Genomic DNA, 24,321 nt, shown 5'->3' on the forward strand with positions numbered 1-24,321 from the left:
ACACAATGCAGAGAACAAAAAACTTTTTAACCTACTCTGGTCTTTTACTTACAGGCACTTTATTCCTATCAGGCTGCCAAAGTACAAAGATTGAACGCGTAGACAGCAATCAAGAGATTGCTCTATCTGACAATTGGAATGCTAAGGATTCGCAACTCGTCGCCGAAGCTATGGTCAATGACATGCTCACCTTCCCATGGGTTAGCGACCACTTGAAATACCACAGTAACAAGCCTGCTATTATCATCCAAAGTGTTCGTAACAAATCTCATCAACATATTGCCGTTGATACTTTTTTAAATGATTTAAAACGTGCCATTTTAAGAACGGGCCAGGCTGACTTCGTGGCGAACAGCAGTATTCGAAATGAGATCCGTGAAGAACGTAAAGACCAAGAACTCAATGCCTCTATCGAAACACAAAATGAAATGGGACAAGAGCTAGGTGCGGATTATGCCCTCTCAGGGAGTATTAACTCATTTGTAGATGAACAAGATGGACAAAGAGTGACGTTTTACCAAGTAGACTTAAGATTAATCGATATGACAAGCAACCGTGAGGTATGGAATGGCCAGAAGAAAATTCAAAAACATCAAAAACGTTCGCGCTTTGGTTTCTAAAGCCCCTATAGCTGCGTGCTTATCTTTGCTGATGTTATCGGGTTGTCAGTCTACCTCTACTAGAACTGAGCCTGTCACCCCAGCTTGGATCACACAAATTCCAAGTGCACCGAATGTAGTATACGGCGTTGGTCAGGCGCAGAATTATGGCGATTTACAGCAAGCTAAAAATACAGCGATTGAATCAGCCCGTGTTGCTTTAGCAAAACAACTTAATGTCGTGATCACTGCAGATACCCGTATTGTGCAACAAGCCAGTAATGGCAGTAGTAAGTTTAAACTTAACGAATTAATTCGCTCCCAAGTGCCTGACTTAAAGTTACAGGGGTTACGTATTAGTGAAGAGTTTCAACAAGGCAATACCATTTATGCCCTGGCTGAGTTCAATAAAACCAATGCAATTATGCAAACCGAACTCGAAATTTCAGGTATTGATACTCAAATTGCTGGTGTGAGTTTAACCCAGCCGACAAAAACTCAACGTTTAAAATCGGCATTGAGAGTTAAGAAGCTTTTAGCTGAAAGAATTCAAAAGAATGAATTTTTATCTATGCTGCAAAGCCAACAAGTGATATTAAGTGAATCAGTATTTTATAAAGCCAAGCAAGCTGAAGAAGTGATTGCTGATTTAAGCTTTAATCTTGAGGTAACTTCTGAGAAAGAATCAAATTTAAGAGATCACCTAGCTAAAGCGCTCACAGATCAAGGCTTAAAAGTTTCGACATTTAAACCGGACTTTACCATCAAGATCAGAACTGATTGGCAAAATATTAATCAAGATAGTACCCACTACAGCGTTGCACAGACCTTTGTCTCTATCGTTGAGAATGGGGAAGAAAGAGCGCATTTCAACAGCAAAGTCAAAGCCGCTTCTTCTTATCAAAGTATGGCTAAAAATAAAGCCATGGATAAGATAGCTGATAATCTAGCTGGGCAAATCGCTGAGTTTATTTCTTCATCTTACATGTAAGTATTCACTTACGAATTAAGCTAATCTTAACTTTATCGCTTGGTTTCGGCCAAGCGTTTTTGTTTCGTTTAAGGCTGTATCAGCCAACGCCAGTAGATCTGTGTAATTATGTACTTTATCAGCTGAGGTCGTCGCAATGCCGATAGAGACCGTCACAAAGTCATTATCATCATCTTTGTTGTAACAGATTTTGCGAGATAAAATATTATTCTGTATACGATTTGCTATTTTGAGTAACTCTTTTTCTGGCGTATTGTGTAAAATCATCACAAATTCTTCACCAGAAAAGCGCCCTACTATATCTTCGCTTCTGCCTGCCGATAACACATTTGCAATGCCCATAAGTGCTTCATCGCCTGCCGCATAACCGTATTTAAGGTTATATTTTTTTAAGTCATCCACATCAATCAGAAATATGGTTAGTTCTGTACTATAACGGCAAGCTGTTTGCCAACTCCGTTGTAATACACGTTCAATTTCACGGCGATTATAAAAACCAGTTAATGGATCATGAGTTGCATAACCACTGATGATATCTAATTGATGTTTGGTACGAATATGCATTGCTAACCTACCAAGTAAGCTCTCTTTTTGTCTGCTTACATCGAGCATATCTGAAACACCGATTGCAAAACCTTGCATTTCAATTTCATCAGTTAACTTATCACTATAATAAATTACAGGGATTGTACTTTGCGACATTGCACGAAACTGCTTACAGAACTCAAAGTCAGGGTCTGCTTGGTGTTCAACGAGTATCAAAGCACAGTTTTGTTTCAGCGCTTTACTTAATAAAGTATCTTGCGACTCAAGTTTATAAAAATCATATTCTGCATGAGACAAATAACTTGAAACTACTTGAGATGATAATGAGTCTCCAAGCATAAACACTTTTTCATTAAACTTAAGATTACAGGCACTGTACTGATCAACTTGTTGGACGGCTTCATTTTTAAAGAATGACAGCAAAGTACTTTCGTTTTGTAAACCTGTAATAGAATCTCCGGCTCCGTTAATCAAGACAGGGACTTTATGTCCAAAGTCACCTTTTTCCCAGTCCGATTGCCATTGTAGAAGTTGTGCTTGCTGCTGCTCACTAAACTCAAACTCATCCACACCATATTTAACGAGTAAAGAATCTAAAATTACAGGGTCAGATATATCTAAATTGTCTATCCATAGTGCTCGGTATATAGCATCCCTAAACTCAAAGGCTTTACCTGGATAACTGCCAGACACCGCATTGAGTGTTTCATTCAGCATCGAAGTATTAACCATAAATTTGGGGTTATGGATCTCGATGTCAGACGCTTTATCTAATACAGCTTTGAATTCGGCATTGAGAATATCAATATACTTTAACTCTTGAACATTTGCAGAGGGTGCGTGTTCAACCAAGCGCCACTCAATATCGTTTATCAAATTGAGTTTTTTTAACCGCTCATGTAGTACAAAACAAAACGGGCAATTTATATCTGCATAAACAAACGACTTTTGATTCATAATAGTCAGGCACTATGAAGTGTATTATTAAATATAGACAAGACTTTACCTTAGAGTATGACAATAAAAAAAGAGCCGAGGCTCTTTTTTTAGAATTATCATAATTTACTGCTATTCGTTTTCTTCATAAAAGCGTTGTAACTGCTCTTTAAGATTCGGTGGAATGCCTTTTATTGTAAGCGTGTCATTTTGAGCATCATACAATACTCGCTCGCCTAAATGTTTACGCTCAAAACCCACACTTACACCGCCACCTAGACCCGAAAATTTCACCATAGTTGTTAACGTCTTCTTATCAACCGGAAATGATTCAGCTAAGTCATAGCTTTGATCTTTATAAAAGTCTTCAAATTGAGTCTCTGAAGATTTTGACAGTGTTTCAGATAAGTCAGCTATATTGGCGTCTTCGCCTGTTGTAATACAGTCATTACAGTAATCAAAGACTTCTTTTCTTAAGTCGTCTTTTTCTTCCTTATTAAACTGCTGTTCACTCAAATAGTCTTCTACAGCCGCCAACATCACGTTCGATTGTTGTTTAGCATCAATGCCTTCTTCACAGCCTAAAAAGTCCAAGAAAAAGTCAGCCACTTTTCGACCTGCTCTTCCTTTAATGAACGAGATATAACGCGCATCTTCAGGTTGCGTATCCCAAGCTGATAGATCAATTCTTGCTGCAAGCTGCATACGAGAAATATCTAAATGGCGCGAAGCAGATAAATCTAGCTCAGATGTAATCGAGTAATGCTCTTTGATGTTTATTAGTGCGATTAGCACATATTCTGTTGCTACATATTGGTAGTGACAAAATACCAAGTACCCAGTTTCGTTAAAGGCGTATTTGTTCAGCTCTTCTTTTAAAACTTTCGTCGCTTGTTCAGTCACACTATAAAAGTTTAATTCATTATTGCGATAACTCTGCATCGCCGATGCGACTTGGCTATTTTTATCTGGGCTAAACGCACAGTATCCCTTACCAGGTTTACTGGTGTAAGCATGATGTAACTGTTCAATAAATACATTCACTCGGTCGTTAATCGACATCTCATCATTGCGTAAATGGATTTGGGTATCTTCGTCCTGTTTGTCGACATAATGGACAACCAGTTTATTCACCTCAATGCTCATCTTTGTTTTTCGCGCCTCTGGTGTTAAAATAAAAAATTATTATTTATTGATTTTGAACCAACTGATGCCTATCCAATCTAAATATTCCAACAAACAAGTAGAACAAATTGTCGACCAGCTTATCGATGTGTTAACTCAACAACAGGCACCTGTTGATTTAAGTCTAATGTGTTTAGGAAATTCTATCACGCATATTCTAAAAGAACATGTGCCAGAAAATAAAAGACAAGCTGTTGCCGATAATTTCGCTAAAGCGCTCGTGCAATCGGTAAAATAACTGAATGAATCTCACCCCTGACAACCAGTTTTCTTCGAAAGCCAGCCAACTATTGAGTTGGGGACACTGGTTTACTTTCGCTAATATTGGCTTAGTACTGATGATCAGTACGATTTATTTATTTGCAGATAGCCAACCGAGCACACCGCTTGGCTGGTTCTATATGCTGATAACTTGGGTGAGTCATACCAGCTTTATTACGTTTTGTGCGTTTGTCTTAACCATATTTCCTCTGAGTTTAGTCTTTCCCTATCCTAGGCACATACGCGGCATGGCTGCAGCCATTGCGACAATTGGTGTTTCAACCCTATGTCTAGATGCTTTCGTATACTACAGCCTCGGCTACCATATTAATATTCAGTCGCTACCAGAGATAATTAGCTTACTTTGGTCGACACTCACAAGCTCGCCAGCCATAACGACTGTCATTGCCGGCTCTTTGATTATTATTATTTTAGGACTGGAGTTGATTGCCAGTAACCATGCTTGGCGGCATCTAGATAGACTAAAAAACCTAAAGTTTGCACGTTATGCTACCAGTGTGCTTGTCACTTGTTTTGCCTTAAGTCATAGTATTCATATATGGGCCGATGCGAACAACTATTTTGATATTACGAAACAAGACAATGTATTGCCACTCTCTTACCCTACAACGGCAAAAACCTTATTGGCCCGTCACGATTTACTTGATATTGAAAAATATCAACAAGCGAGAAATGTTCAATTAGAAGGCTCGAAAGGTGACTTTGTACTTAAGTCTTCATTACCAAATTGTGAAGCAGCCAATCAAACCGTCAACATTATTGTCTTTAAAAGCAGCGCTCTACTGAATAGCTTTGTAGCTGAACGTTCTGATTTGTCTGTGCTTGATAATGTTTTACAGCCAAGTAATCGTCAAGATGCACTGTTTAACCTTATTTATGGGCTACCTGCATATTACAATTCTGAGAAGCTACGAGGCTCTTTACCCGCTTGGTCACAGAAAAATGTGCTATTAGGCCTATCAGGCTTTACCGGGCTAGGCTTCAAAGATATTGATGGTGAGCATCCAATCAACATCATCTTAGCAGATAAACTTGAAGCTCTTCCTACTGAGAATGTGATCGCATTGTCGCTTACAGACGACAATAACAAAGAGCTAATTACCACCTCTCAGGCATATGTGTCAGATTCTATCCAAATCAAAAATAGTGATAGTTTTAAGCAACTTAACGACATCATTTATTCTGTGGTATCAGAGCAACTCAATTGCCCTACACTTGCTGAAGCTATCATGTTAGGTAGAAACCTAAATCAAGACTTCAGCCAAGAGGGCGTGAATTACTCTAACGGTGTGTTGATCACGTTCAAGAAAGATAGAATTACTTTGGTTAACCCAGATGGCAGTTATAAACAAATGTCAGGCTCAGAGGGGTTTTTATTAGAACAAAGTTTAGATATCCCTTTTCTTATCCACAGTATCAAAGAATTACAAAAGTTCACTCGCAGTAGTGGTGGCAATTAACTTGCATCTCCTTTTAGCTTTACTATATTTCTATAATCCTTCTGAGGGTCATGGAGAAAACTAAAGGGAGCTGTTTATGCTAAGAACATATGCCATCATTCTTATACTACTGTCTATGAGTGTGTCTGCTGAAAAGGTCTCTGTAAGTTACTATAAGTGCGTTACAGATAGAGGGACTATTTTTAGCCAGCACCCTTGTGGTAAAAATGGTACTGTTCATACACTGACGCATTCCAACCCTGAAGCAAAGATACCTTCTGAACAGCATTTCAAAACACTCAATAATCTAGAGAAAAAACAAATAGTTCGAAATTTAAAGCGTGAGATCCGTGCTAAGCGTCAAAAATCAGCTATATTGAGCCGTGACAGAGACAGAGACTCTAGAGAACAACAAGCTCGCTTGAATCGCGTTATGGATGACCGAAAAAAACAACAAACTATCCGAGATGTTAAAAAACAGCTCAAATCTATCAATAAGCAATATTTAAAAGATATTAAAGACATTGATAAACAAATAGCGAGATTAGAGAAGCAACTAGCCCGCTATCAATAAAGCTTAAAACAAGTTAAGCAAATCATCATCTTCTCTAGACCATTGTGGGATAGCCAAACACCCCATTTTCATTATATAGTGTCAGCAAGATAATGCGTTTTTGGTAATTTTACCTCTATTTTGGCGGCAAATTACCTAAATATCGAGGATGATGATGCACGCTTTCAGTCTAGCCCAATTGATACTTTCTGGCTTTGCTAAGCACTATCAATTATTTCAACAGATAACAGGGCAAGCCCCTATCGCTTTTGCCACACAAGATTGGGGTAAGATCCAACAAATCAGCAAAGCACGTATCCATCATTATGATGCTAGAGTCAACGAAACCATCAATGACGTAAAAGAGCTACTAAATTGTGATGTGCTTGATGAAGCTTTTTGGTACCAAGTAAAACAGCGCTATCTCGACTTATTAACCTTCCATCCTCAAGCCGAGCTAGCAGAAACCTTTTATAATTCTGTATTTTGTCGTTTGTTCGACAGGCAGTATTTTAATAATGATTTTATTTTTGTCGAAACAACTTTAAAAGATGCACCAGCTGTTGCCGTTGAAACCGAATATCGAAGTTATTTTCCAGTTGTTAAAGGGTTAAAACCCACAATCAAACAGATTATCAATGAGTTTGACTTTCAATGTGAGTTTGCCAATTTAGAACAAGATATTAGATTATTAGTAAAGGCGTTTATTCAACAAGCACCAGATACGCACCACCAGCACCATCAGATGCGTTTTGATATGCTTCCCTCACCATTTTATCGTAATAAAGGCGCCTATATCATTGGCCGTGTTGTCTCTCAGAGTGGCATTCAACCCTTTATTATTTCTGTGTTGCACGACAAGAATGGCAAGCTTTGTATTGATGCCTTACTGACAAACTCTTCACAGATGCGAGTTATTTTTGGCTTTGCACGGGCTTACTTTTTGGTTTCAACCAATACCCCATCAGCTATGGTGCATTTCTTAAATCAACTGATGCCAAATAAAACACCTGCTGAACTATACAATGCCATAGGCTTTCATAAACAAGGTAAAACCGAGTTCTATCGTGAGTTTTTACACCACCTAGACAACAGCAGTGACCAGTTTGTGATCGCACCTGGCACACCCGGTATGGTGATGATGGTATTTACGCTACCAAACTTTCCTTATGTTTTTAAAATCATTAAAGATAAATTCTCTGAAAGTAAGCCTTTTGGTCGCGATACAGTATTAGCTCGATATCAATTGGTCAAAAATCACGACCGTGTTGGTCGAATGGCTGATACCATTGAATACTCAGATGTTGTACTGCCGCTAAATAGATTCTGCCCTGAATTACTAAAGCAATTACAAGCAACCATTGCTGGCAGTATCAAGATAGAGAATGATCATTTAGTCATTAAACATTTATACATCGAGAGACGAATGAATCCGCTCAACCTTTTTATTGAGCAAGCTTCTGACGAACAAAGTTTTAAAGTGATTGACGATTATGGATTAGCCATCAAAGAGATGTTGCAGGCTAATATATTCCCTGGAGATATGTTGCTGAAAAACTTTGGTGTCAGTAAACACCACAGGGTGATATTTTATGATTACGACGAAGTGCAATACCTAACAGAAATGAATTTTAGAGCCTTGCCGAAGCCAAGTTTAGATGACTTATACTCAGGGGCTGATTTATATTCAGTTGCACCACAAGATGTATTTCCTGAGCAGTTATTAACTTTTGTGATGACGAACCCTAAATTGAAAACATTCTTTGAGCAGACGCATCCCGAATTATTAACCGTTGAGTATTGGCAAAATGCACAAGCCGATATTATCAACAAAGTGAGTAAACATATTTACCCCTACCCACCAGAGCAAAGATTTAACCACATTGCGAAACAAAAGAGATTAATGTGAATATCAGTAAAATAGATTTAAATTTATTAGTATATCTCGACACCTTATTACGAGAATGCAATGTAACTAGAGCTGCAAACCAGCTTAGTATTACGCAACCAGCCATGAGTAATGGCCTAAAGAGACTGCGTAACTTATTCAACGACCCTATTTTAGTTCGAACCAGTGATGGCATGGTGCCTACTGAGCGCGCATTAGAGTTACAGCCCGTTATTCGCGGTATTTTAATGACGCTTGAAGAAACCCTTGCACCAAATCGAGAATTTGAAGCAAGTCAAAGTAAGCGTGTATTTAGGATCATGGCAAGTGACTACGCCGCAAGTACGCTTGCGCCAAAGTTATTAACTAAGTTACATGAAGAAGCACCTGACACCACACTAGATATATTAACGCCAAGTGACGTCACCTTTCATGATGTAGAAAATGGTAAGGTAGATATGGCCATCAACCGTTTTGAAAATCTACCTCAATCTTTCCACCATAAACGTATCTGGAAAGACAGTTTCTGCTGTTTAATTAAGTCTGATAACCCTATTATCGATAAATTTAACCTCGATGCTTATTTAAAGGCACGCCATATTTGGGTAAGTAAAACTGGCTTTGGTGTGGGTGTTGGTATGGACCCAGAAGATGTGCAAAAACTGGGGTGGGTTGATGAAGCGCTTGCGCACTTTGGTAAACACAGAAACATAGCTACCTTTACCCGTAATTATCATGTCGCTATTCACCTCGCAAAAGAACAAAACTTGATTGCCACACTGCCTTCAAAAGCCGCCAATATTTACAAAGATGATCCGCAGTTGGCTATTTTAGAGCCGCCGTTCCCTATTCCACCTTTCGAGCTAGATATGATCTGGAGCCCTTTGCTACACCGCGATGCAAGCCATATTTGGCTCAGACAGAAAGTCGCAGAGGTGGCTGAAGAATTAAAATAGCCTTAACATCATGAAATTAAAAACTAATACCTGCTTCTGCAGGTATTTTTTTGTTCAAAAAAACACAAGACGTTACATTTAAGATGACAAATAAAGCTAACTCAAAGTAAAAAATCTTTGACCCAATCACTATTTTGACGTAATTTTATTCATGTTAAAAATATTTAACCTAAAGTAAAAGGAAACAAACATGACTAGACAGCAAAAATTTAAAGAATGGCTGGATAGCTGTAGCTTTCGAGAAGTGACATTACTCGTTGACTTGCTTATTTGTGGCTACATCTTGTTTTATTATTTACGTGCTGTGTCATTAGCAAGTACTGAACAGTTGAGTGATATAACTTGGTTATCAGGGCTACTTGGTAATGTAATTTTTTATAGTATTGTTTTAATGATCGCCAGTTATATTCTCTTAGCATTTGCAAGTGACAAAGAACTAGAGCAACCCATGGATGTGCGTGAAAAGCAGATCAACTTAATCGGCTACAAATACTCAGCCTGGATCTTACAAATAGGTTTAGGTATAGGCATTTTCCAATATCAAATTGAAGCTAACCCGTTTTTTGCAGATAAAATCAGCATGCCTTATTTACCACTACATATTATGGTCGTCGCCTTTATCTTAGCTGAAATCGTTTTTTATGGTGTACAACTCATTAAAGGCCGCACAGGAGCGATTTATGACTGATCGCGTTATCACTAATTCGATTAGAACGTTGAGATTTTTAAACAATGAGATGACGCAAAAGCAACTTGCTGAAGCCATCGGGGTGACTCGTCAAACAGTGATGGCCATTGAAGCCAATAAATACTCACCAAGTTTAGAAGTAGCTTTTAAAATTGCAGAAGTCTTCTCTTTACCACTTGAAGAAGTATTTCAATATAAAGAAGCTGAATAAAGCCAAAGGGTTGGCTTTATTCTCTTTGAAAAAGCTTAGAGCTTATTAGTTTCAACCTGCTTTTCACTTTTAGCTTGTTCTAATTTGTGTTGTTTAACTGCATCTTCGTAACCAATCTGAATATATGTATGCAATGCACCTAAATAACCCACTATGAGTAGTCCTAAAAGCATAACTGCACAAGACTTAAAAAATACTTTTATTTTATTTTTATTAAAAAAAGTCGTGTAAGTATAAATAGGAAATACGATTGATAAACACAAGGAAGTATATCCTATAACTTTTGCATCTAACCAACTCGTAGCAACTAATATTGAAGAAAACCAGGTTAAATGTGCAGATGGTAAAATTGCTAATACGTAAAACTCAGTAAATTTAATACCTTCTTTTCTAAAGAAAACTCTTAATAACAGAGCAAAAATTGCTGCGTAAATAAAAGTTAAAAACAACATTGAGCCTTCTATAATTTTGCTTAATACCTCACCAAAGTGTTGAGTTTCTGGTGAGGTAGAGCTTATGAATGCACTCATTGTCAGCTCACTGACAGATTGACCAGTTAAAGCAGTAAAAAAAATAAAAAATGTCAAACTCCAGAAAGCGTATTTAATTGGATTGAAATAGCTTGCTCTCTTGCCTTCAATATAATCTCTACACACTCTAGCAGGAGAGGTTGTCATTGTGATAAATGTTTTTAAAAATGGTGACTCAAATTCTAAAAGCGCTCTTTGAGCTGTTTTAAATAACTCTTTAAAAGTAATACGTTGTGCTTTCTCTTGACCGCACTCTCCACAAAAACGCGTTGTTAATTTTGCACCACAGTTTAAGCAATTTGTTTGCTCATCAAAATTTACCACGTGATATATCCCTATCGAAAAACGACTAAAAATAGACTGTTACGCACTATTATTGTAAGTAAATTGTCCCTAACCTGATACTTCCTGTCAAAGGTTTATTTACATATCCCGTATCAATACATTTAATAAAGCGTCAGTTTTAGTCCTCAAAAGGATTAGGTATTATTAATATTTACGAAAATAAAAAAGCTAATCACGTTATATGATTAGCTTTTCTAAATGCTTAAAAGGTCAGAGTGCACTTTATTTAGCTAATGGCTTTTCGCCCTGAAAACGCATGCATAAGCGTCATGCCATCGACCAAGTCAAGTTCTCCGCCTACAGGCATGCCATGGGCAATTCGAGAAGCAAGAACATCATATTTTTGACAAAGCTCAGAGATAAAATGTGCTGTTGCTTCACCTTCTACAGTTGGGTTAGTGGCGAGAATCACCTCATCGATATTACCTTCTGATAGACGACGCTCTAACACATCTAAACCAATCTCATTAGGTCCTATGCCATCTAACGGTGATAAATGCCCCATTAATACAAAGTACAAGCCTGTGTACTGACCAGTTTGCTCAATAGCAAGCACATCTGTTGGTGATTCAACTACACATAATAAGCGACTATCTTGGCGTTTAATATTTTGACAAAGCGAACACTCTGGCTCCTCACAAAATGTGCGACAAGTTTGGCAATGCCCGATAACTTGCATCGCTTTAGTTAGGCTGTGCCCTAACTGGCTGCCGCCATCTCTGTCTCTTTCAAGCAGGTGAAAAGCAATACGCTGAGCCGATTTAGGACCAATGCCAGGTAAACAGCGCAAGGCTTCAATGAGTTGTGATAAGGTTCCAGATAGTTGCATAACGCTTCTTTTTTATTTAAAACTCAACACTTATACCAACCCTCTTTATTAAGTGATCTATTTTAAGGCAAGTGAAACATGTCGATAACAGGGAGAAAATTTTTCTATTTAGTTGTTCTAAATAAGATGTTTTCAACGAAGTTAGCGTCAGTTTTAGTCCCTCAAAATGATTAAATATTACGAAGGGTTAGTATTGTGTACTAAGTATGTCTTGTTAGATTAATGTGATTATAAAAGTGCGACAAACCTGTCACAAGTATAATTGAATAACTTAAAGAAAAATCATAGATAAGTGTCATTTCGTGCCAGCTTTTTATTTCAAGCTATACTGAAATGATGAAGATAAATCGACGCTTATTTATCAAAGGGGCATTGAGTGTTGGTGCCCTTAACTACTGTGCCCCGCTTTTGTGCCTTCCAGTTGAGACTATTCAAATGGAATATGACCTAATGGAAGAGCGAGATAAACGCAGTAGAGCTGACTATATTCTCAACTTTGCTTCTCCTTATAAAACCAGCCAATACAGAACGACTCCTCACCTACACCAAGAATTAAAGTTTTATATTGAGTCATTATCTGAAGGCAAAGTATACGTATCACTGTTTGACAATGGCCAACTTGGTGTAGGCACTGAGTTGATGGCCTCCATTAACCATAAACGTATAGATGCCGCGTTAATTTCAGTTTCTAACTTATCCCGTGCTCTGCCATTACTCGACATCTTAAACATCCCTTTCTGGACGAGTAGCAACCAAGCTTACTTAAATTTGATCAGCTCTAAACATTGGTACGATTTAGTACTCGCCCCCATAAAGGATCAGGGTAAATTTCAAATTCTTTTACACCATATTGTGGGTTCACGCACATTAACAACGGTAAAACGTTCTAACAAACGCGTCATAATGCCTGAAGATCTTAACGGTGTAACATTACGCGTTCCGGCATCTAAAGTGCTCACTCACTTTTATAAACTTACGCAGGCTAACATTGTCGAAATACCATGGCGTAAAACAGCTAAAATGGCCCGTCTAGGTCTAATAGACGCGCTTGATCCAGGTATAGTTGGACTTCATTCAGGTCCTGATGGCTTAAAAAGCTACTTAAAACATGTTACAAAAATCGACAGTGTGCCGGATGCATGGGTGACAGTTATCAGCCAAGCTTGGCTAAAACAGTTACCAGCCACTTTGAAAGAAGCAGTGAGCATTGCAGCAGAAAAGACATTTGAGCATCACGTCAGTAATTTTAACTCTATTCATACTGCGTGTATCAAAGGGCTCTCAAAATATGGCACAGCTATTTATGAGCCAAGTAATAAAGAGCAATCAGAATGGATAAGGCAGTTTGGTCATCACCAGCCTGCCTGGCGGGACATAAAAAAAGATTTATTAGGTGATCTCAAAACCTTTGATAAATTACTAGACGCGACCAATGAAACCAGCCGCTTTCAGCTTTCTTAGTATTGTGAACACCCGTATGAGTTAATTAATCTCCATCAACAGGTTTTCAATTTTCATACTTAGGCCTAATTCTTCGCACCGAGTAAGTTCAAATTTTCTAAATATGAGATCCCTCTTTTTTATATCTTGCTCTTTGTTAATTAGGCTTGATATGTCTTCAGCACAAAATGCTTTTAACCTTTCTCTTATTGAAGCGTCAACAATCAAATCCTTTGAATATTCTACTCGCCCATTTGCTTTTCTCTCTGAAAAACCTTCCATATTTGGCTGCAACTCGAACTTGCTGCCGGTCGGGTAAAAATTATATAAAAATGACTGCTCTGAAAGCTTTTCGATTAACACTACCCCTTGTTTTCCTAGTACTGAAAACTTTTCCGATTTATTTTCAACTTTAAGTGCCGTGGTTTCATCCACGCCAAAACCCCACCTTTGACCTGTTTCAGCTAATAATACCGCTAGCCTTGGTGTGCGCCCTCTTTCACTAAAGTGCGTATCTAAAATACCAAAACGAAAGCTGCCTAACCCACCTCTTTTGTCATACGTCAACGCATCATGGGGTAAAGCGTCACATCCACCATGTTGCTGACAATTCTGCTTTGGTGGCGCTTCGGCAAATGCCCCTAACTCAAGCGCGCTTAAGCTTGTGCCATTGGTTATCATAGGCACTTGCCCATATGTGTTCTTGCCACCAGACTGCACCGCTGTACCTGCACTGGTACCGATCAAAACTGGGCGATTTTGTATCGCCTTCAACCAAGGAAACGCCTTGCCTGTTTGTGCATCAACCATCACCTGTTTTGTAAGAGACTGATCGCCACCATTAAACATCATGCCACCAGCGGTTTTAATTTCTTGAGTGAGGTTGTCGATGCCCTTTTTACACAGAGCCAGCTCTTGCGCAGTTAAGTCGGGGTAAACCAATTCACGATTAAACACGTTATTGAGCTTGTTTCGGTAAATATCTAGGTTGTCACAATCGTTATTACTAATTGCTTTAGCTAAAGCTGGAGTCAATGCGAACCAATTTGCCTCTATGCCATAAACGCTAAAAAGACCCTGATAGAAATCGGCTGACTCGTAGGGGTCGCGAGAAGATGCAGTACTCAAGAGTAATTTGTTATTGTTTTGCAGCTTTAGCGTTTTTACAATGTCATTTAAAATCTCAGTACTGGCAAGTTCATTATTAAACTCAGTTAGCACTTGCTCTTTCGCTCTACTTTGTTCATACAAAACAGGCACTTCTAACATATCAAAAACAAAGTAATATTCTTCATTACTCCAACGCTTATACAAGTAGCTATCTTGTTGCTTAATTGCAGCTATCAGCGCTGATTTTGAATATAACGTCTTCGATTTAATTGCATTAAGCAACTTCCTAGTTCGATGTTTATGTTGTGTGTTATGAGTTGGCCATTTTTCATTCACAGCATTGAGCGTGAGGTCATGAACAAAAAATAATTGTTGGCGCTTAGCAGCACTTTCAAAATTGACTTTTTCTGAACAATTTTGAGTACTTTGACTTGAGCAAGTTTTAAGCGAACCGCCAATTAGATAAAGGGTTTGCGCAATAGATGACGCGCTAAAAAGTAACAAATAGCCCAGACTGATACTGGACAAAAAACGAGCAAAGTTCATACGGACTTTTCCATAAATTTAAAAAATCAGACTTGTCATCACAAAAAAAGCTGTGATATAACTTTTATGAACATTGCAGGAAGCAAGCTAGCACAGGCCAGTTTGCATTGTCAAAAATGAAGAGATGAAGCTATGTATAAAAAAGCGTTTAAGCTTGTTTGCTACTTCTACTCACCTCACTACCTTTCGGAGTGGTTCGACGAGTAGACACACGGTATCAATACCGTGGTGTTGTCTATTGGTATGCAACCCACCTCAAAAATCATAAAAAATAAATTCTAGCTGTCGAAGGCCTTGATCATCTTGCGAGCTTTATGCTGATTAATGCCATTTACAGGATAGTTACGTCTTTTACCTGCTCTCTTAATTCAGTTAAATGTCTTTGAGGATGGTAAGGCTCCTATCTGTTTACCCAAATTGCGTCGGCAGCTAACCAAAAGTTAGGTGAAACATGTACAACAAGTTATTTCTTGGTGTTGCTGCAGCGTTGCTGAGCAGTGGCTACACTCATGCACAACAATCAGAACAAGCAAGTTTAGAAAAAGTCGAACGTATTGAAGTCACAGGCTCTCGCATTAAAGGCGTTGACCTAGAAGGTACTCAACCCGTAACCATTATCTCTTCAGAAGACATTAGCCGCTCTGGGGCTACCTCTGTCATTGAGCTTTTACAGGATTTACCACAACTCAAAGGTGGTGCGGGCACCTTCACTACCAGTGAAAGTGGCAGTACGTCGACTTCAACTCCTGCAGGTCAAGCAGCTGCCAGCTTACGTGGTATGGGGCCTTCGGCCACATTGACGCTCATCAATGGACGAAGAATTGCGCCAAGCTCTTTTGCTGCTGGCACACAAAACTTTGTCGATGTGAACGCTATTCCACTGGCTGCCATTGAGCGAGTTGAAATTTTAGCGACCGGGGCTTCTGCAATTTATGGCGCAGATGCGGTTGCTGGCGTCATTAATTACATTCTGAAAAAAGACTTCACCGGTGCAGAGCTGGATGTATCATTTTCAGATAGCTTTGAAGACAGTGACGAGAGCAAAAAGCAACTTAACCTGATCTGGGGCAGCGAAATTGAAGGTGGCAATGTCACCGTGTTTGCTGATTACTTCGATAAAAACCAGTTTAATGCTTCAGACCGTAATTACACTGCCACGCCGTCTTTGCTTAACAGTTACTCTTACCTGCCGAAACTCGAAAATACCCCTAATATTTATTATTACAGTAGCCAAGATGGTAATGAAATAGGCGCGCCAGGCTGTAAAACTGAACTTGTCACAACGGAATATGGTGAAGAAATTTGCGCCTATTATGGTAATCAAGATGACGTATTGAGCGCACCATTCGAGAGCCTATCAGCAGGTTTTATGGTTAATAAAGCATTTAATGACCTAATCTGGAACACTGAGTTTTTTTACAGCACCACTAAATCAACCGCCTATTCAACGCCAGCAGCCATTAATCAGCTTGATGATGCTGAAGGCCCTTGGGTGAAAGAAGATGCGTTATTTATATTTGATGATGCCCAAGGTAATAACGCCCTCTTAGATGCTATGTATATCGACCCATTCGATACTTACTTAGGCCAAGAACAATGGGGCTTCCGGTTTGATGCACGATTTAACGACCCAAGAACCATTGAGGTAGAATCTAAAAACTTCCGCCTAGTTTCTAGTCTTGAAGGTCAACTTGGAGAGTGGGATTGGCAATCAGGCGTGCTGATCTCTGAGTCTCGCTCAGAGCAACAAGCAATTAATGGCGTGTATAACCGTTACCAATTCCATGCAGCATTGGCAGGCGAACTTTGCTCTGATGGTTCAATTAGCTCTCTAGGTGATAACGGCGTTACCTGTAACAGCGGTCAGTTGCTTGATTTTTATAACCCATTCTTGGTCGATGATGCAAACAATGATGAAATTCTTGCACTCACTCAAGCAATGCCAACGCGCGAAGGGAAAAGTCGTGTCTATGGTATCGATCTCACTTTCTCGGGCGAGTTATTCACGCTCGGTGATATTGATGTGCAATCTTCATTTGGATTTGAAGCCCGTAAGGAAGAGCTTTCCGATATTCCATCTGCAAATGCAGTAGCAAAAGCTGAAAATGACTATTTGGTCGATGTATTTGGTTATGGCTCGAGCATAGCTGAAGCAGAGCGTACGCAATACGGTGCTTTTGCCGAGCTTTATGTTCCGCTCACTGAGCAAGTCGAGATGCAATTAGCGGGTCGATACGATCATTTTGATGATTTTGGCTCAACGTTTAACCCAAAAGTCAGTATCAGCTACAGACCTACTGACACTATCTTACTTCGCGCGGGTTGGGCAACGTCTTTCAGAGCACCGTCTTTAACGCAAGCAGGTGTCAAACTTCGTACTACTACTTCATCTTTTGATTGCGGCGCAAACCAAGCAATTGCAGACCTATATTGTGAAGGCGATGGCACACTTGTCAGCGTAAACAGCTTAGAGTTAGGTAATGAAAACTTAAACGCTGAAGAATCTGATTCACTTTCAATTGGCTTTGCATGGAGTCCTTCAAGGCAGACCACTTTGATGATCGATTATTGGCAGTTTGATTACAAAGAAGTCATTGATACCAACATGACTGCAGTGTTAGATCGCGCCATTTCAGACGCCTCACTTCGCCACTGTGGCATCGTACCGCAAAATCAAATGGGCATTTCATATGGTGAAGATGTGTGTAGTGTCACCGATAATGCAGGACTTAGAATTGATGAGACTGGCGCGAACTTATCTGAAATATTAGGTGCTTATATCTCAGAGTTTGACCCTCGTTCGCAATCACTGCAACTATATCGCGATCATGTTATCCAGCTTGAAAATACCGGCACTCAGAATATTCGCGGGTTAGATATTAAGTTCGATCACAGATTCGAATTGGGTTTTGCCGATTTAAAACTGGCATTAGATGCAACACACTATCTTGAATATGACCGCAATAAGCCAGGCTCAGATCAAATCGAGTCCCTTGTAGGTACATTTAGATACCCTGAAAATGTTGGCCGACTCTCTGTCACACTAGACACTGATAGCTACTACATCTCTTTGTCTGCCAACTATACTGACAGTTACCTTGATGATATTGAAGGTTTAAAAGGCCGTGAAATTGATGAGCTTGACGAACTAGGCTTGCTCGATACAGAACAGCAACACACCGTAGATAGCTGGACTGTGATGGATCTCAATGCAGGTCTAGAGTTGAGTGAAAACCTGTTTATTAGAGCCAGTATCAAAAACTTATTTGATAAAGCACCACCCGCAGTATTTGGTTCAAAGCGTGGCTTTGATTCAATTAACCATGATGCGTTTGGTACGACTTATCAAATTGGCTTATCAGCTAAGTTCTAATGGAGGAATGGGGGCAACCCCATTCTAAATTAACATGCATCAAAAATATAAAATGCCAGATGCCTTCGTCATCTTAATGATGATGGTCGTACTATGTTATCTGGCCTCTTTTTTTGTACTCCCTGGTTTTTTTGATACACCAGAGCAAACGAATACGGTCATGCTGTCGCAGTTTAGTCAAATTGCATCACCTGCCCCGATGGCACTGTTTGGCGAAGGTGGGACTCTCGGCTTCTTTAACGTGTTATTTGAAGGGCTAGTCAGTGGTGACAAAAATGGCGCGGCTATCGGCGTTATCGCATTCATTTTAATCACTGGCGGGGCGTTTGGCGTGCTTATGCAAACCAAAGCCATCGATAATGGCGTGATGTCGCTGATAAATAACACACAAAAAATTGATTGGTTATTTATACCTAGTTTATTTATTGCCTTTAGCCTAGGTGGCGCCATTTTTGGTATGGGGGAAGAAGCCATTGCGTTTTGTATTGTGCTCTACCCTATTATGCAAAAGCTAGGATACAACGCTTATGTAACCGTATTAGTTACCTATGTTGCAACACAAATTGGTTTTGCCACCTCACCAATGAATCCATTTAGTATTGCCATCGCACAAAGCATTGCTGGGCTTGAGGTGTTCTCGGGTGCAGAGCTGCGTATTGCATTAACTGCTATTTTTATTGCAGCAGGCTTGGTGTTTACTATGCGCTACGCCAAACAATCTCGTCAAAGTGTAGACTTCTTAACATCAGGGTCTCATGCTCAACTCGGCGCGGTCGATAAAGTACTACTCATCGCATTTTTGGCTGTGATCATCTGGGTCATTTATGGTGTTACTGCAAAAGGCTATTACATTCCTGAACTTGCAGCACAGTTCTTTATTTTGGGCTTAATTGTGACCATCATTGCCAAACTTGGTAAACGTCAAACCATATCTGAGTCAGTCGACGCATTTAAACATGGTAGTGCCGCATTGTTACCGGCTGCTATGTTGGTTGGCTTAGCAAAAGGGCTGGTTTTATTACTAGGTGGCAGTGAATTAAACTCACCGTCTATGCTTAACACCTTGCTATATCATTGTGCCAGTGTGATATCACATATACCCGATGTGATAGCTGCATGGTCGATGTATGTCTTCCAGTCTGTATTCAATTTTTTTGTTTCTTCAGGCTCAGGGCAAGCAGCTATAACCATGCCAATCATGGCGCCTTTGGCTGACTTAGTCGGCGTTTCTAGGCAAACGGCAGTGCTCGCATTTCAACTTGGTGACGGCCTCACCAATATCATCATTCCAACCTCTGCGAGTCTTATTGGCTGCTTAGGGGTGGTTAACTTATCTTGGGGCGATTGGGCAAAGTTCATTTGGCGCTTTATGTTGGTGCTTTTTGGTCTTTCTACATTTGCCATGATTTTCGCTCAACTAATAAATTATCATTAAATTATGCTTACACTTATAAAAGATGCTGAGGTATATGCACCACAACACCTCGGTAAAAAAGACGTGCTCTTTGGCGGTGAAAAAATCATTGCCATCGAAGAAAATATTACGCTTCATCATGACACACTCGTCAATCTAGTTGACGGCACTGGCTTTATATTAACGCCTGGGTTTGTTGACGCTTTGGTGCATTTCATTGGTGGCGGAGGTGAAGCCGGATTTGCCAGTCGTACACCCGAAATGCACCTCACTGATGCAACTTTAAATGGTATAACCACTGTCGTGGGCGCGCTTGGCACTGACGATATTAGCCGAACACATGCTGATTTGGTTGCTAAAGCAAAAGGGTTAAAACAAGAAGGCCTAAATGCTTTTTGCCATACAGGCTCTTATCATTTGCCTATCAAAACGCTCACTGATTCGATCAGCAAAGACATCATGTTTATCGATGAAATAATCGGTGTCGGTGAAGTCGCCATTGCAGATCATCGCGGACGCCAAATCACCGCCCAACAACTTGCCGAAGTCACCGCTGAATCACGCACTGCAGGGTTGCTAAGCGGCAAAAGAGGCACAGTCTCAATTCATGTTGGTAGTGGCGATACTCAACTCACTCGATTGCATGAAGTCGCTCAAACAACTGAGCTACCTTTAGATATGTTTTACCCAACGCATATGAATCGTAATTCAGAGTTGCTGATGGCTGGTATTGAGTTCTGCAAAGCCGGTGGCACCATAGATTTCACCACCAGTACCACAGACTATGATTTAGCACATGGGGAACTCGCTGCCGCAGAAGCCCTTGCCTACTGTCTTGAAAAAGGCGTCGCTGAGGGTCAACTCACTATGAGTTCGGATGGACATGCAAGCTTGCCTATTTATGATGCGCACAATAACTTGATTGGCTTTGAAGTGGGCCAAGAGTCATCGCTTTTACATGCATTTCAACAAGCTGTATTAGAGTTTAACGTACCACTTGAACAAGCGTTAATGGCTATCACCCAAAACCCTGCGCATATACTTGGCTTAGCTAAAGGACAGATAAAAGTTGCAGGCGATGCTGATTTGGTTTTGTTAAGAAAAGAAGACTTAGCAATCCATAATGTTTGGAGCAACGGACGACTGATGGTTGAAGAGCAAAAGGTTATTACACCTGGATTCTTCAAAAAAGCATAACGTTTACCTCACTAGCCTATTTTCGCTTTTAGCGGATTTAGGCTTTTTTATTTTCCCCCTAAATATATAGGCCCCCAATAAACCACTTACAAAACCGAAAATATGATTAGAACTACTTGTTTGAGCAGAAAAGTCTAGCAATGTCGCCAAAAAAGCAAAATCCATATAATAGGTGACGCCAACTAACACCGTAAAACTAATTGCACCAACCAAGTTACGATTGAACACAGCTGTGCCAAATAAAAAGCCATAATAGCCCATCACAATGCCCGATGCGCCAATATGATTACCATACTCACCAAATACCCAGACCAAGCTCCCAGTCACAATCATGATAAAGACGGTGACTCGTTTAAACCCAGTCTGCAGACTGGCTAAATATCCGCTAATAAATAAGCCAATGGTATTCCCGGTTAAGTGACCCCAACTCGCATGGATGAAAGGTGCTGTAAAAATACCGTATAAACGTTCAGGGATCTGAGGCACTAACCCGAAATTAGAAATAATAGGAGGATAAAACGATGCCACTACCATAAGCACATGCATGAGCAGCATGGCTAACAGTAATAATCTGAAGTTGTATGGGAAAAGCTTTGTGCGCTTTTTTTCATTCATTCTATTTAGCATCTTTCATTATTTGCAAAAGTTTGTAGCTAGACATCATTCATCTAATTTACGTCATTTTTAGAGAAAATTAACACGAACTCTCACTATTCAACGGCATTTTTCCCTCTTTTACCTAAAAAACTTGCCCTTCACTGTTTGTGAGCTGACAATGGGTTTATTCCTCAATTGTTGTTTAATGAGGAACATTTCTTACTTAAAACATAGATTGAGATTTTACTCAATTAAAAAGAGAAGATAACAATGAAAAGAACTGTTATTGCGACAGCCTTAGCCGCTGTCTTTTTAGCTGGCTGTTCTGAGTCAGAACCAAAAGTTGAAAAAGTACAACAAGTAGAACAAACAGCTGGCAAAGCTGAACTTGGCACATTCGGTGTTGACCTAACTGCACGTGATGAAAGCGTTAAACCAGGTGACGACTTCTTCATGTATGCAAGCGGTACTTGGTATAAAAACTACGAAATGCCTGCTGACAAAACGCGTTACGGCGCATTCACGTCACTTGCTGAGCGCAGTGAAAAACAAGTTAACGCCATCATCGAAGACATTATTTCTCGCGATAACTTAAATGCAGAAGAGCAATTGATTGCTGATTTCTACAACGCATTTATGGATGTTGAAACCCTTAACAAATTAGGGATCACACCAATTCAAGGCCTACTTGATGAGATCAAAGCCATCGATAATACTGACGGCCTAACAAAAGCATTCGGTCAGTCTTGGCTAACAGGCGTAAACTCACCGATTGGCGGTGGCATGTGGTTTAACCGCCTTGATCCAAATAAATATGAAATGTCTATGGGTGCGGGCGGTCTAGGTTTACCGGATCGTTCATACTATTTAGAAGAAGCAGAGCGTTTTGATAAGACACGCGCAGAATATGTTGCGCATATCGCAAACATGCTTAAATTTGCAGGCTTAGAAAATACAACCAAGCGTGCACAAGCAATCCTTGCACTAGAAACAAAAATGGCTGAAGGCCACTGGCCACGTGAAAAGCGTCGTAACCGCGACCTGACACTAAACCAAATCAAGCGTGAAGACTTGGCTAAAGAGTACCCTGGTTTTAATTGGGATCTATACTTTGCCCAAACAGGTTACAAAGTACCTCAGCTAAATATGTCTCAGCCTGAGCCAATCAAAGCAATGATTGACCTTGTGAATAAAGAAGACCTTGCTGTTTGGAAAGATTACCTGACTTTCCACGCTATCAGTGGCAATGCAAGCCTGCTTTCAGAAGATATCTTCAACGCATCTTTCGAGTTCTACGGTAAGCACCTGAGTGGTCAGCAAGAGCCTCGCCCTCGTTGGAAGCGTGCTGTGAGCCAAATGTCTGGTACACAATCTTTAGGCTTTGCAATTGGTAAAGTGTACGTTGATAAGCACTTCCCTGAGTCATCTAAAGAGCAAATGTCTGAACTCGTTGAAAACCTGCGTAAAGCCCTTGGCGAGCGCATCGAAGGTTTAGACTGGATGGGTGAAGAAACAAAGGTAAACGCACAAGCTAAACTAGCCGCATTCGTACCTAAAATTGGTTACCCAGATGTATGGCAGTCATTTGATGGCTTGGCACTTAAAAACAATGATCTAATAGGCAATGTTAAAAATCTTCGTCAATTCTTCAGAGATGACAGCGCATCAAAAGAGCTTGAGAAAACTGACCGTAACCGTTGGGGTATGACACCGCAACGCGTAAACGCATACTACAACAGCTCATTCAATGAAATTGTATTCCCAGCCGCAATTTTACAACCGCCATTCTTCGATCCAAATGCTGACGCAGCAGTGAACTACGGTGGCATCGGCGCTGTTATCGGTCACGAAATGGGTCACGGTTTTGACGACCAAGGTTCTAAGTCTGACGCTGAAGGTATCCAACGTAACTGGTGGACAGACTCAGACCGTGCAGCATTCGAAGCAAAAGCTGACAAACTTGCAGCTCAGTATAGCCAATACGAGCCAATCGAAGGTAACTTCGTAAACGGCCGAAACAGCCTTGGTGAAAACATTGGTGACGTAGGTGGTTTAGCAATGGCGTACCACGCGTACAAGCTGAGCTTAAATGGTAAAGAGGCACCAGTTATCGATGGCCTAACTGGCGACCAACGTTTCTTCTTAGCTTGGGCACAAGTTTGGAAAGAAAAGCGCACTGAGCAAAGCATGCTAAACCAGCTTCGTGCAGGTACACACGCACCAGGTCGCTTCCGTGCGCTTGCACCTCGTAACCATGATGCATGGTACAAAGCGTTCGACGTAAAACCAGGTGATAAGTTATATCTTAAACCTGAAGAGCGTGTACGCATCTGGTAATAAGCAACAAGCTTAATACTTAAAAAGCCCAGCATTTTTGCTGGGCTTTTATATTTACGCTTACTGCTAAACCGTTTTATTTCTTTTAAAGTACGTATCAAGAGCGATTATTCCACCTACTTCGATCTTCTAGTGCACCAATAATATAGATATATCAATAACAGTACTTACAATCAAAGTTCCAAACACTCCCTCTGATTCAATGTAAGATTTATTTATCGTGTAACCAAAAGGAGCTCATGTTGTCACATAAGTATATTTATAAACTGAATGAGGCATTTGTATTTTATCGCGAAATTAGCCAGAGGTGTCACAAAGCCTTCGCTTGT

General features: G+C 40.1%; 20 protein-coding genes. 14 read left to right on the forward strand and 6 right to left on the reverse strand.

What is annotated here, in order from left to right; all coding sequences use genetic code 11:
* Window positions 1-5 precede the first annotated feature (5 nt).
* Together AC1HJP_RS03135 and AC1HJP_RS03140 are read left to right on the forward strand one after the other, a co-directional pair.
* The gene (locus tag AC1HJP_RS03135; protein ID WP_480360320.1) at window positions 6-620 is read left to right on the forward strand and encodes a penicillin-binding protein activator LpoB; all 615 of its coding nucleotides are present in this window, start codon (window positions 6-8) and stop codon (window positions 618-620) included.
* On the forward strand, window positions 568-1,590 hold the full coding sequence (locus AC1HJP_RS03140) for a hypothetical protein (RefSeq protein WP_480360321.1): 1,023 nt from the start codon (window positions 568-570) through the stop codon (window positions 1,588-1,590). The genes AC1HJP_RS03135 and AC1HJP_RS03140 overlap by 53 nt, the downstream gene beginning before the upstream one ends.
* A gap of 15 nt (window positions 1,591-1,605) precedes the next feature.
* On the opposite strand, the gene AC1HJP_RS03145 is transcribed toward AC1HJP_RS03140, so the two are convergent.
* Window positions 1,606-3,093 carry a diguanylate cyclase gene (locus AC1HJP_RS03145; protein WP_480360322.1) on the reverse strand — a complete coding sequence of 496 codons (1,488 nt, stop codon included), beginning with the start codon at window positions 3,091-3,093 and terminating at the stop codon, window positions 1,606-1,608.
* Between the two features lie 111 nt (window positions 3,094-3,204).
* A complete protein-coding gene (gene yejK / locus AC1HJP_RS03150; RefSeq protein ID WP_480360323.1) occupies window positions 3,205-4,218 on the reverse strand; it encodes a nucleoid-associated protein YejK in 1,014 nt (337 codons plus the stop codon).
* Window positions 4,219-4,282: 64 nt separating this feature from the next.
* Here yejK and AC1HJP_RS03155 point away from each other — a divergent pair, with 64 nt between their 5' ends.
* The 7 genes from AC1HJP_RS03155 to AC1HJP_RS03185 all read left to right on the forward strand — a co-directional run bounded on the left by AC1HJP_RS03155 (window position 4,283) and on the right by AC1HJP_RS03185 (window position 10,274).
* The gene (locus tag AC1HJP_RS03155) at window positions 4,283-4,495 is read left to right on the forward strand and encodes a YejL family protein (RefSeq protein ID WP_138482174.1); all 213 of its coding nucleotides are present in this window, start codon (window positions 4,283-4,285) and stop codon (window positions 4,493-4,495) included.
* A 4-nt stretch (window positions 4,496-4,499) separates the two neighbouring features.
* Entirely contained in the window at window positions 4,500-5,999 is a 1,500-nt protein-coding gene (locus AC1HJP_RS03160; protein WP_480360324.1) for a DUF3413 domain-containing protein, read from the forward strand.
* Window positions 6,000-6,075: 76 nt separating this feature from the next.
* The gene (locus tag AC1HJP_RS03165; protein WP_480360325.1) at window positions 6,076-6,552 is read left to right on the forward strand and encodes a DUF4124 domain-containing protein; all 477 of its coding nucleotides are present in this window, start codon (window positions 6,076-6,078) and stop codon (window positions 6,550-6,552) included.
* A 154-nt stretch (window positions 6,553-6,706) separates the two neighbouring features.
* Window positions 6,707-8,440 carry a bifunctional isocitrate dehydrogenase kinase/phosphatase gene (aceK, locus tag AC1HJP_RS03170; protein ID WP_480360628.1) on the forward strand — a complete coding sequence of 578 codons (1,734 nt, stop codon included), beginning with the start codon at window positions 6,707-6,709 and terminating at the stop codon, window positions 8,438-8,440.
* Entirely contained in the window at window positions 8,437-9,375 is a 939-nt protein-coding gene (locus tag AC1HJP_RS03175; protein ID WP_130255821.1) for a LysR family transcriptional regulator, read from the forward strand. Before aceK ends, AC1HJP_RS03175 begins: the two co-directional genes overlap by 4 nt.
* Before the next feature lie 190 nt (window positions 9,376-9,565).
* Window positions 9,566-10,063, forward strand: coding sequence for a hypothetical protein (locus AC1HJP_RS03180; protein ID WP_480360326.1), 498 nt, complete (start codon window positions 9,566-9,568; stop codon window positions 10,061-10,063).
* Window positions 10,056-10,274 (forward strand): helix-turn-helix transcriptional regulator, encoded by a 219-nt coding sequence (locus tag AC1HJP_RS03185; RefSeq protein ID WP_058030153.1) that lies wholly within the window; start codon window positions 10,056-10,058, stop codon window positions 10,272-10,274. Before AC1HJP_RS03180 ends, AC1HJP_RS03185 begins: the two co-directional genes overlap by 8 nt.
* A gap of 35 nt (window positions 10,275-10,309) precedes the next feature.
* Here AC1HJP_RS03185 and AC1HJP_RS03190 read toward each other — a convergent pair whose 3' ends face one another.
* Both AC1HJP_RS03190 and recR read right to left on the reverse strand, forming a co-directional pair.
* The gene (locus AC1HJP_RS03190) at window positions 10,310-11,128 is read right to left on the reverse strand and encodes a DUF3667 domain-containing protein (RefSeq protein ID WP_480360327.1); all 819 of its coding nucleotides are present in this window, start codon (window positions 11,126-11,128) and stop codon (window positions 10,310-10,312) included.
* 247 nt (window positions 11,129-11,375) lie between these two features.
* Complete coding sequence (gene recR, locus AC1HJP_RS03195) at window positions 11,376-11,978, reverse strand: recombination mediator RecR (protein WP_480360328.1); 603 nt, start codon at window positions 11,976-11,978, stop codon at window positions 11,376-11,378.
* A gap of 333 nt (window positions 11,979-12,311) precedes the next feature.
* Here recR and AC1HJP_RS03200 point away from each other — a divergent pair, with 333 nt between their 5' ends.
* Window positions 12,312-13,439: a TRAP transporter substrate-binding protein gene (locus AC1HJP_RS03200; protein WP_480360329.1), complete on the forward strand. Its 1,128-nt coding sequence runs from the start codon at window positions 12,312-12,314 to the stop codon at window positions 13,437-13,439.
* Between the two features lie 21 nt (window positions 13,440-13,460).
* Here AC1HJP_RS03200 and AC1HJP_RS03205 read toward each other — a convergent pair whose 3' ends face one another.
* Window positions 13,461-15,074 carry a cyanophycinase gene (locus tag AC1HJP_RS03205; RefSeq protein ID WP_480360331.1) on the reverse strand — a complete coding sequence of 538 codons (1,614 nt, stop codon included), beginning with the start codon at window positions 15,072-15,074 and terminating at the stop codon, window positions 13,461-13,463.
* Window positions 15,075-15,525: 451 nt separating this feature from the next.
* Here AC1HJP_RS03205 and AC1HJP_RS03210 point away from each other — a divergent pair, with 451 nt between their 5' ends.
* From AC1HJP_RS03210 to iadA, 3 genes are read left to right on the forward strand one after another with little or no spacing between them, the layout of a single operon-like run.
* Window positions 15,526-18,447, forward strand: coding sequence for a TonB-dependent receptor domain-containing protein (locus tag AC1HJP_RS03210; protein WP_480360332.1), 2,922 nt, complete (start codon window positions 15,526-15,528; stop codon window positions 18,445-18,447).
* A gap of 34 nt (window positions 18,448-18,481) precedes the next feature.
* Complete coding sequence (gene yfcC / locus AC1HJP_RS03215) at window positions 18,482-19,882, forward strand: putative basic amino acid antiporter YfcC (RefSeq protein ID WP_480360333.1); 1,401 nt, start codon at window positions 18,482-18,484, stop codon at window positions 19,880-19,882.
* A 3-nt stretch (window positions 19,883-19,885) separates the two neighbouring features.
* Window positions 19,886-21,058 carry a beta-aspartyl-peptidase gene (gene iadA / locus AC1HJP_RS03220; protein WP_480360334.1) on the forward strand — a complete coding sequence of 391 codons (1,173 nt, stop codon included), beginning with the start codon at window positions 19,886-19,888 and terminating at the stop codon, window positions 21,056-21,058.
* A 3-nt stretch (window positions 21,059-21,061) separates the two neighbouring features.
* Here iadA and AC1HJP_RS03225 read toward each other — a convergent pair whose 3' ends face one another.
* The gene (locus AC1HJP_RS03225; protein ID WP_480360335.1) at window positions 21,062-21,673 is read right to left on the reverse strand and encodes a rhomboid family intramembrane serine protease; all 612 of its coding nucleotides are present in this window, start codon (window positions 21,671-21,673) and stop codon (window positions 21,062-21,064) included.
* Window positions 21,674-21,925: 252 nt separating this feature from the next.
* Between AC1HJP_RS03225 and AC1HJP_RS03230 the strand changes: the two genes are divergently transcribed.
* Window positions 21,926-23,992, forward strand: a complete 2,067-nt coding sequence (locus tag AC1HJP_RS03230) for a M13 family metallopeptidase (RefSeq protein ID WP_480360336.1) — start codon at window positions 21,926-21,928, stop codon at window positions 23,990-23,992.
* The last annotated feature ends 329 nt before the right edge of the window (window positions 23,993-24,321 follow it).

Source organism: Pseudoalteromonas sp. NFXS53, assembly GCF_056629255.1.

Bases quoted from the DNA above. Each gene is read 5' to 3' on its own strand.
- AC1HJP_RS03145 (WP_480360322.1), bottom strand. From the start codon at position 3,093: ATGAATCAAAAGTCGTTTGTTTATGCAGATATAAATTGCCCGTTTTGT.
- AC1HJP_RS03155 (WP_138482174.1), top strand. From the start codon at position 4,283: ATGCCTATCCAATCTAAATATTCCAACAAACAAGTAGAACAAATTGTC.
- AC1HJP_RS03230 (WP_480360336.1), top strand. From the start codon at position 21,926: ATGAAAAGAACTGTTATTGCGACAGCCTTAGCCGCTGTCTTTTTAGCT.
- AC1HJP_RS03200 (WP_480360329.1), top strand. From the start codon at position 12,312: ATGATGAAGATAAATCGACGCTTATTTATCAAAGGGGCATTGAGTGTT.
- yfcC (WP_480360333.1), top strand. From the start codon at position 18,482: ATGCATCAAAAATATAAAATGCCAGATGCCTTCGTCATCTTAATGATG.
- yejK (WP_480360323.1), bottom strand. From the start codon at position 4,218: ATGAGCATTGAGGTGAATAAACTGGTTGTCCATTATGTCGACAAACAG.
- iadA (WP_480360334.1), top strand. From the start codon at position 19,886: ATGCTTACACTTATAAAAGATGCTGAGGTATATGCACCACAACACCTC.
- aceK (WP_480360628.1), top strand. From the start codon at position 6,707: ATGCACGCTTTCAGTCTAGCCCAATTGATACTTTCTGGCTTTGCTAAG.
- recR (WP_480360328.1), bottom strand. From the start codon at position 11,978: ATGCAACTATCTGGAACCTTATCACAACTCATTGAAGCCTTGCGCTGT.
- AC1HJP_RS03185 (WP_058030153.1), top strand. From the start codon at position 10,056: ATGACTGATCGCGTTATCACTAATTCGATTAGAACGTTGAGATTTTTA.
- AC1HJP_RS03225 (WP_480360335.1), bottom strand. From the start codon at position 21,673: ATGAATGAAAAAAAGCGCACAAAGCTTTTCCCATACAACTTCAGATTA.
- AC1HJP_RS03160 (WP_480360324.1), top strand. From the start codon at position 4,500: ATGAATCTCACCCCTGACAACCAGTTTTCTTCGAAAGCCAGCCAACTA.
- AC1HJP_RS03165 (WP_480360325.1), top strand. From the start codon at position 6,076: ATGCTAAGAACATATGCCATCATTCTTATACTACTGTCTATGAGTGTG.
- AC1HJP_RS03140 (WP_480360321.1), top strand. From the start codon at position 568: ATGGCCAGAAGAAAATTCAAAAACATCAAAAACGTTCGCGCTTTGGTT.
- AC1HJP_RS03210 (WP_480360332.1), top strand. From the start codon at position 15,526: ATGTACAACAAGTTATTTCTTGGTGTTGCTGCAGCGTTGCTGAGCAGT.
- AC1HJP_RS03205 (WP_480360331.1), bottom strand. From the start codon at position 15,074: ATGAACTTTGCTCGTTTTTTGTCCAGTATCAGTCTGGGCTATTTGTTA.
- AC1HJP_RS03135 (WP_480360320.1), top strand. From the start codon at position 6: ATGCAGAGAACAAAAAACTTTTTAACCTACTCTGGTCTTTTACTTACA.
- AC1HJP_RS03180 (WP_480360326.1), top strand. From the start codon at position 9,566: ATGACTAGACAGCAAAAATTTAAAGAATGGCTGGATAGCTGTAGCTTT.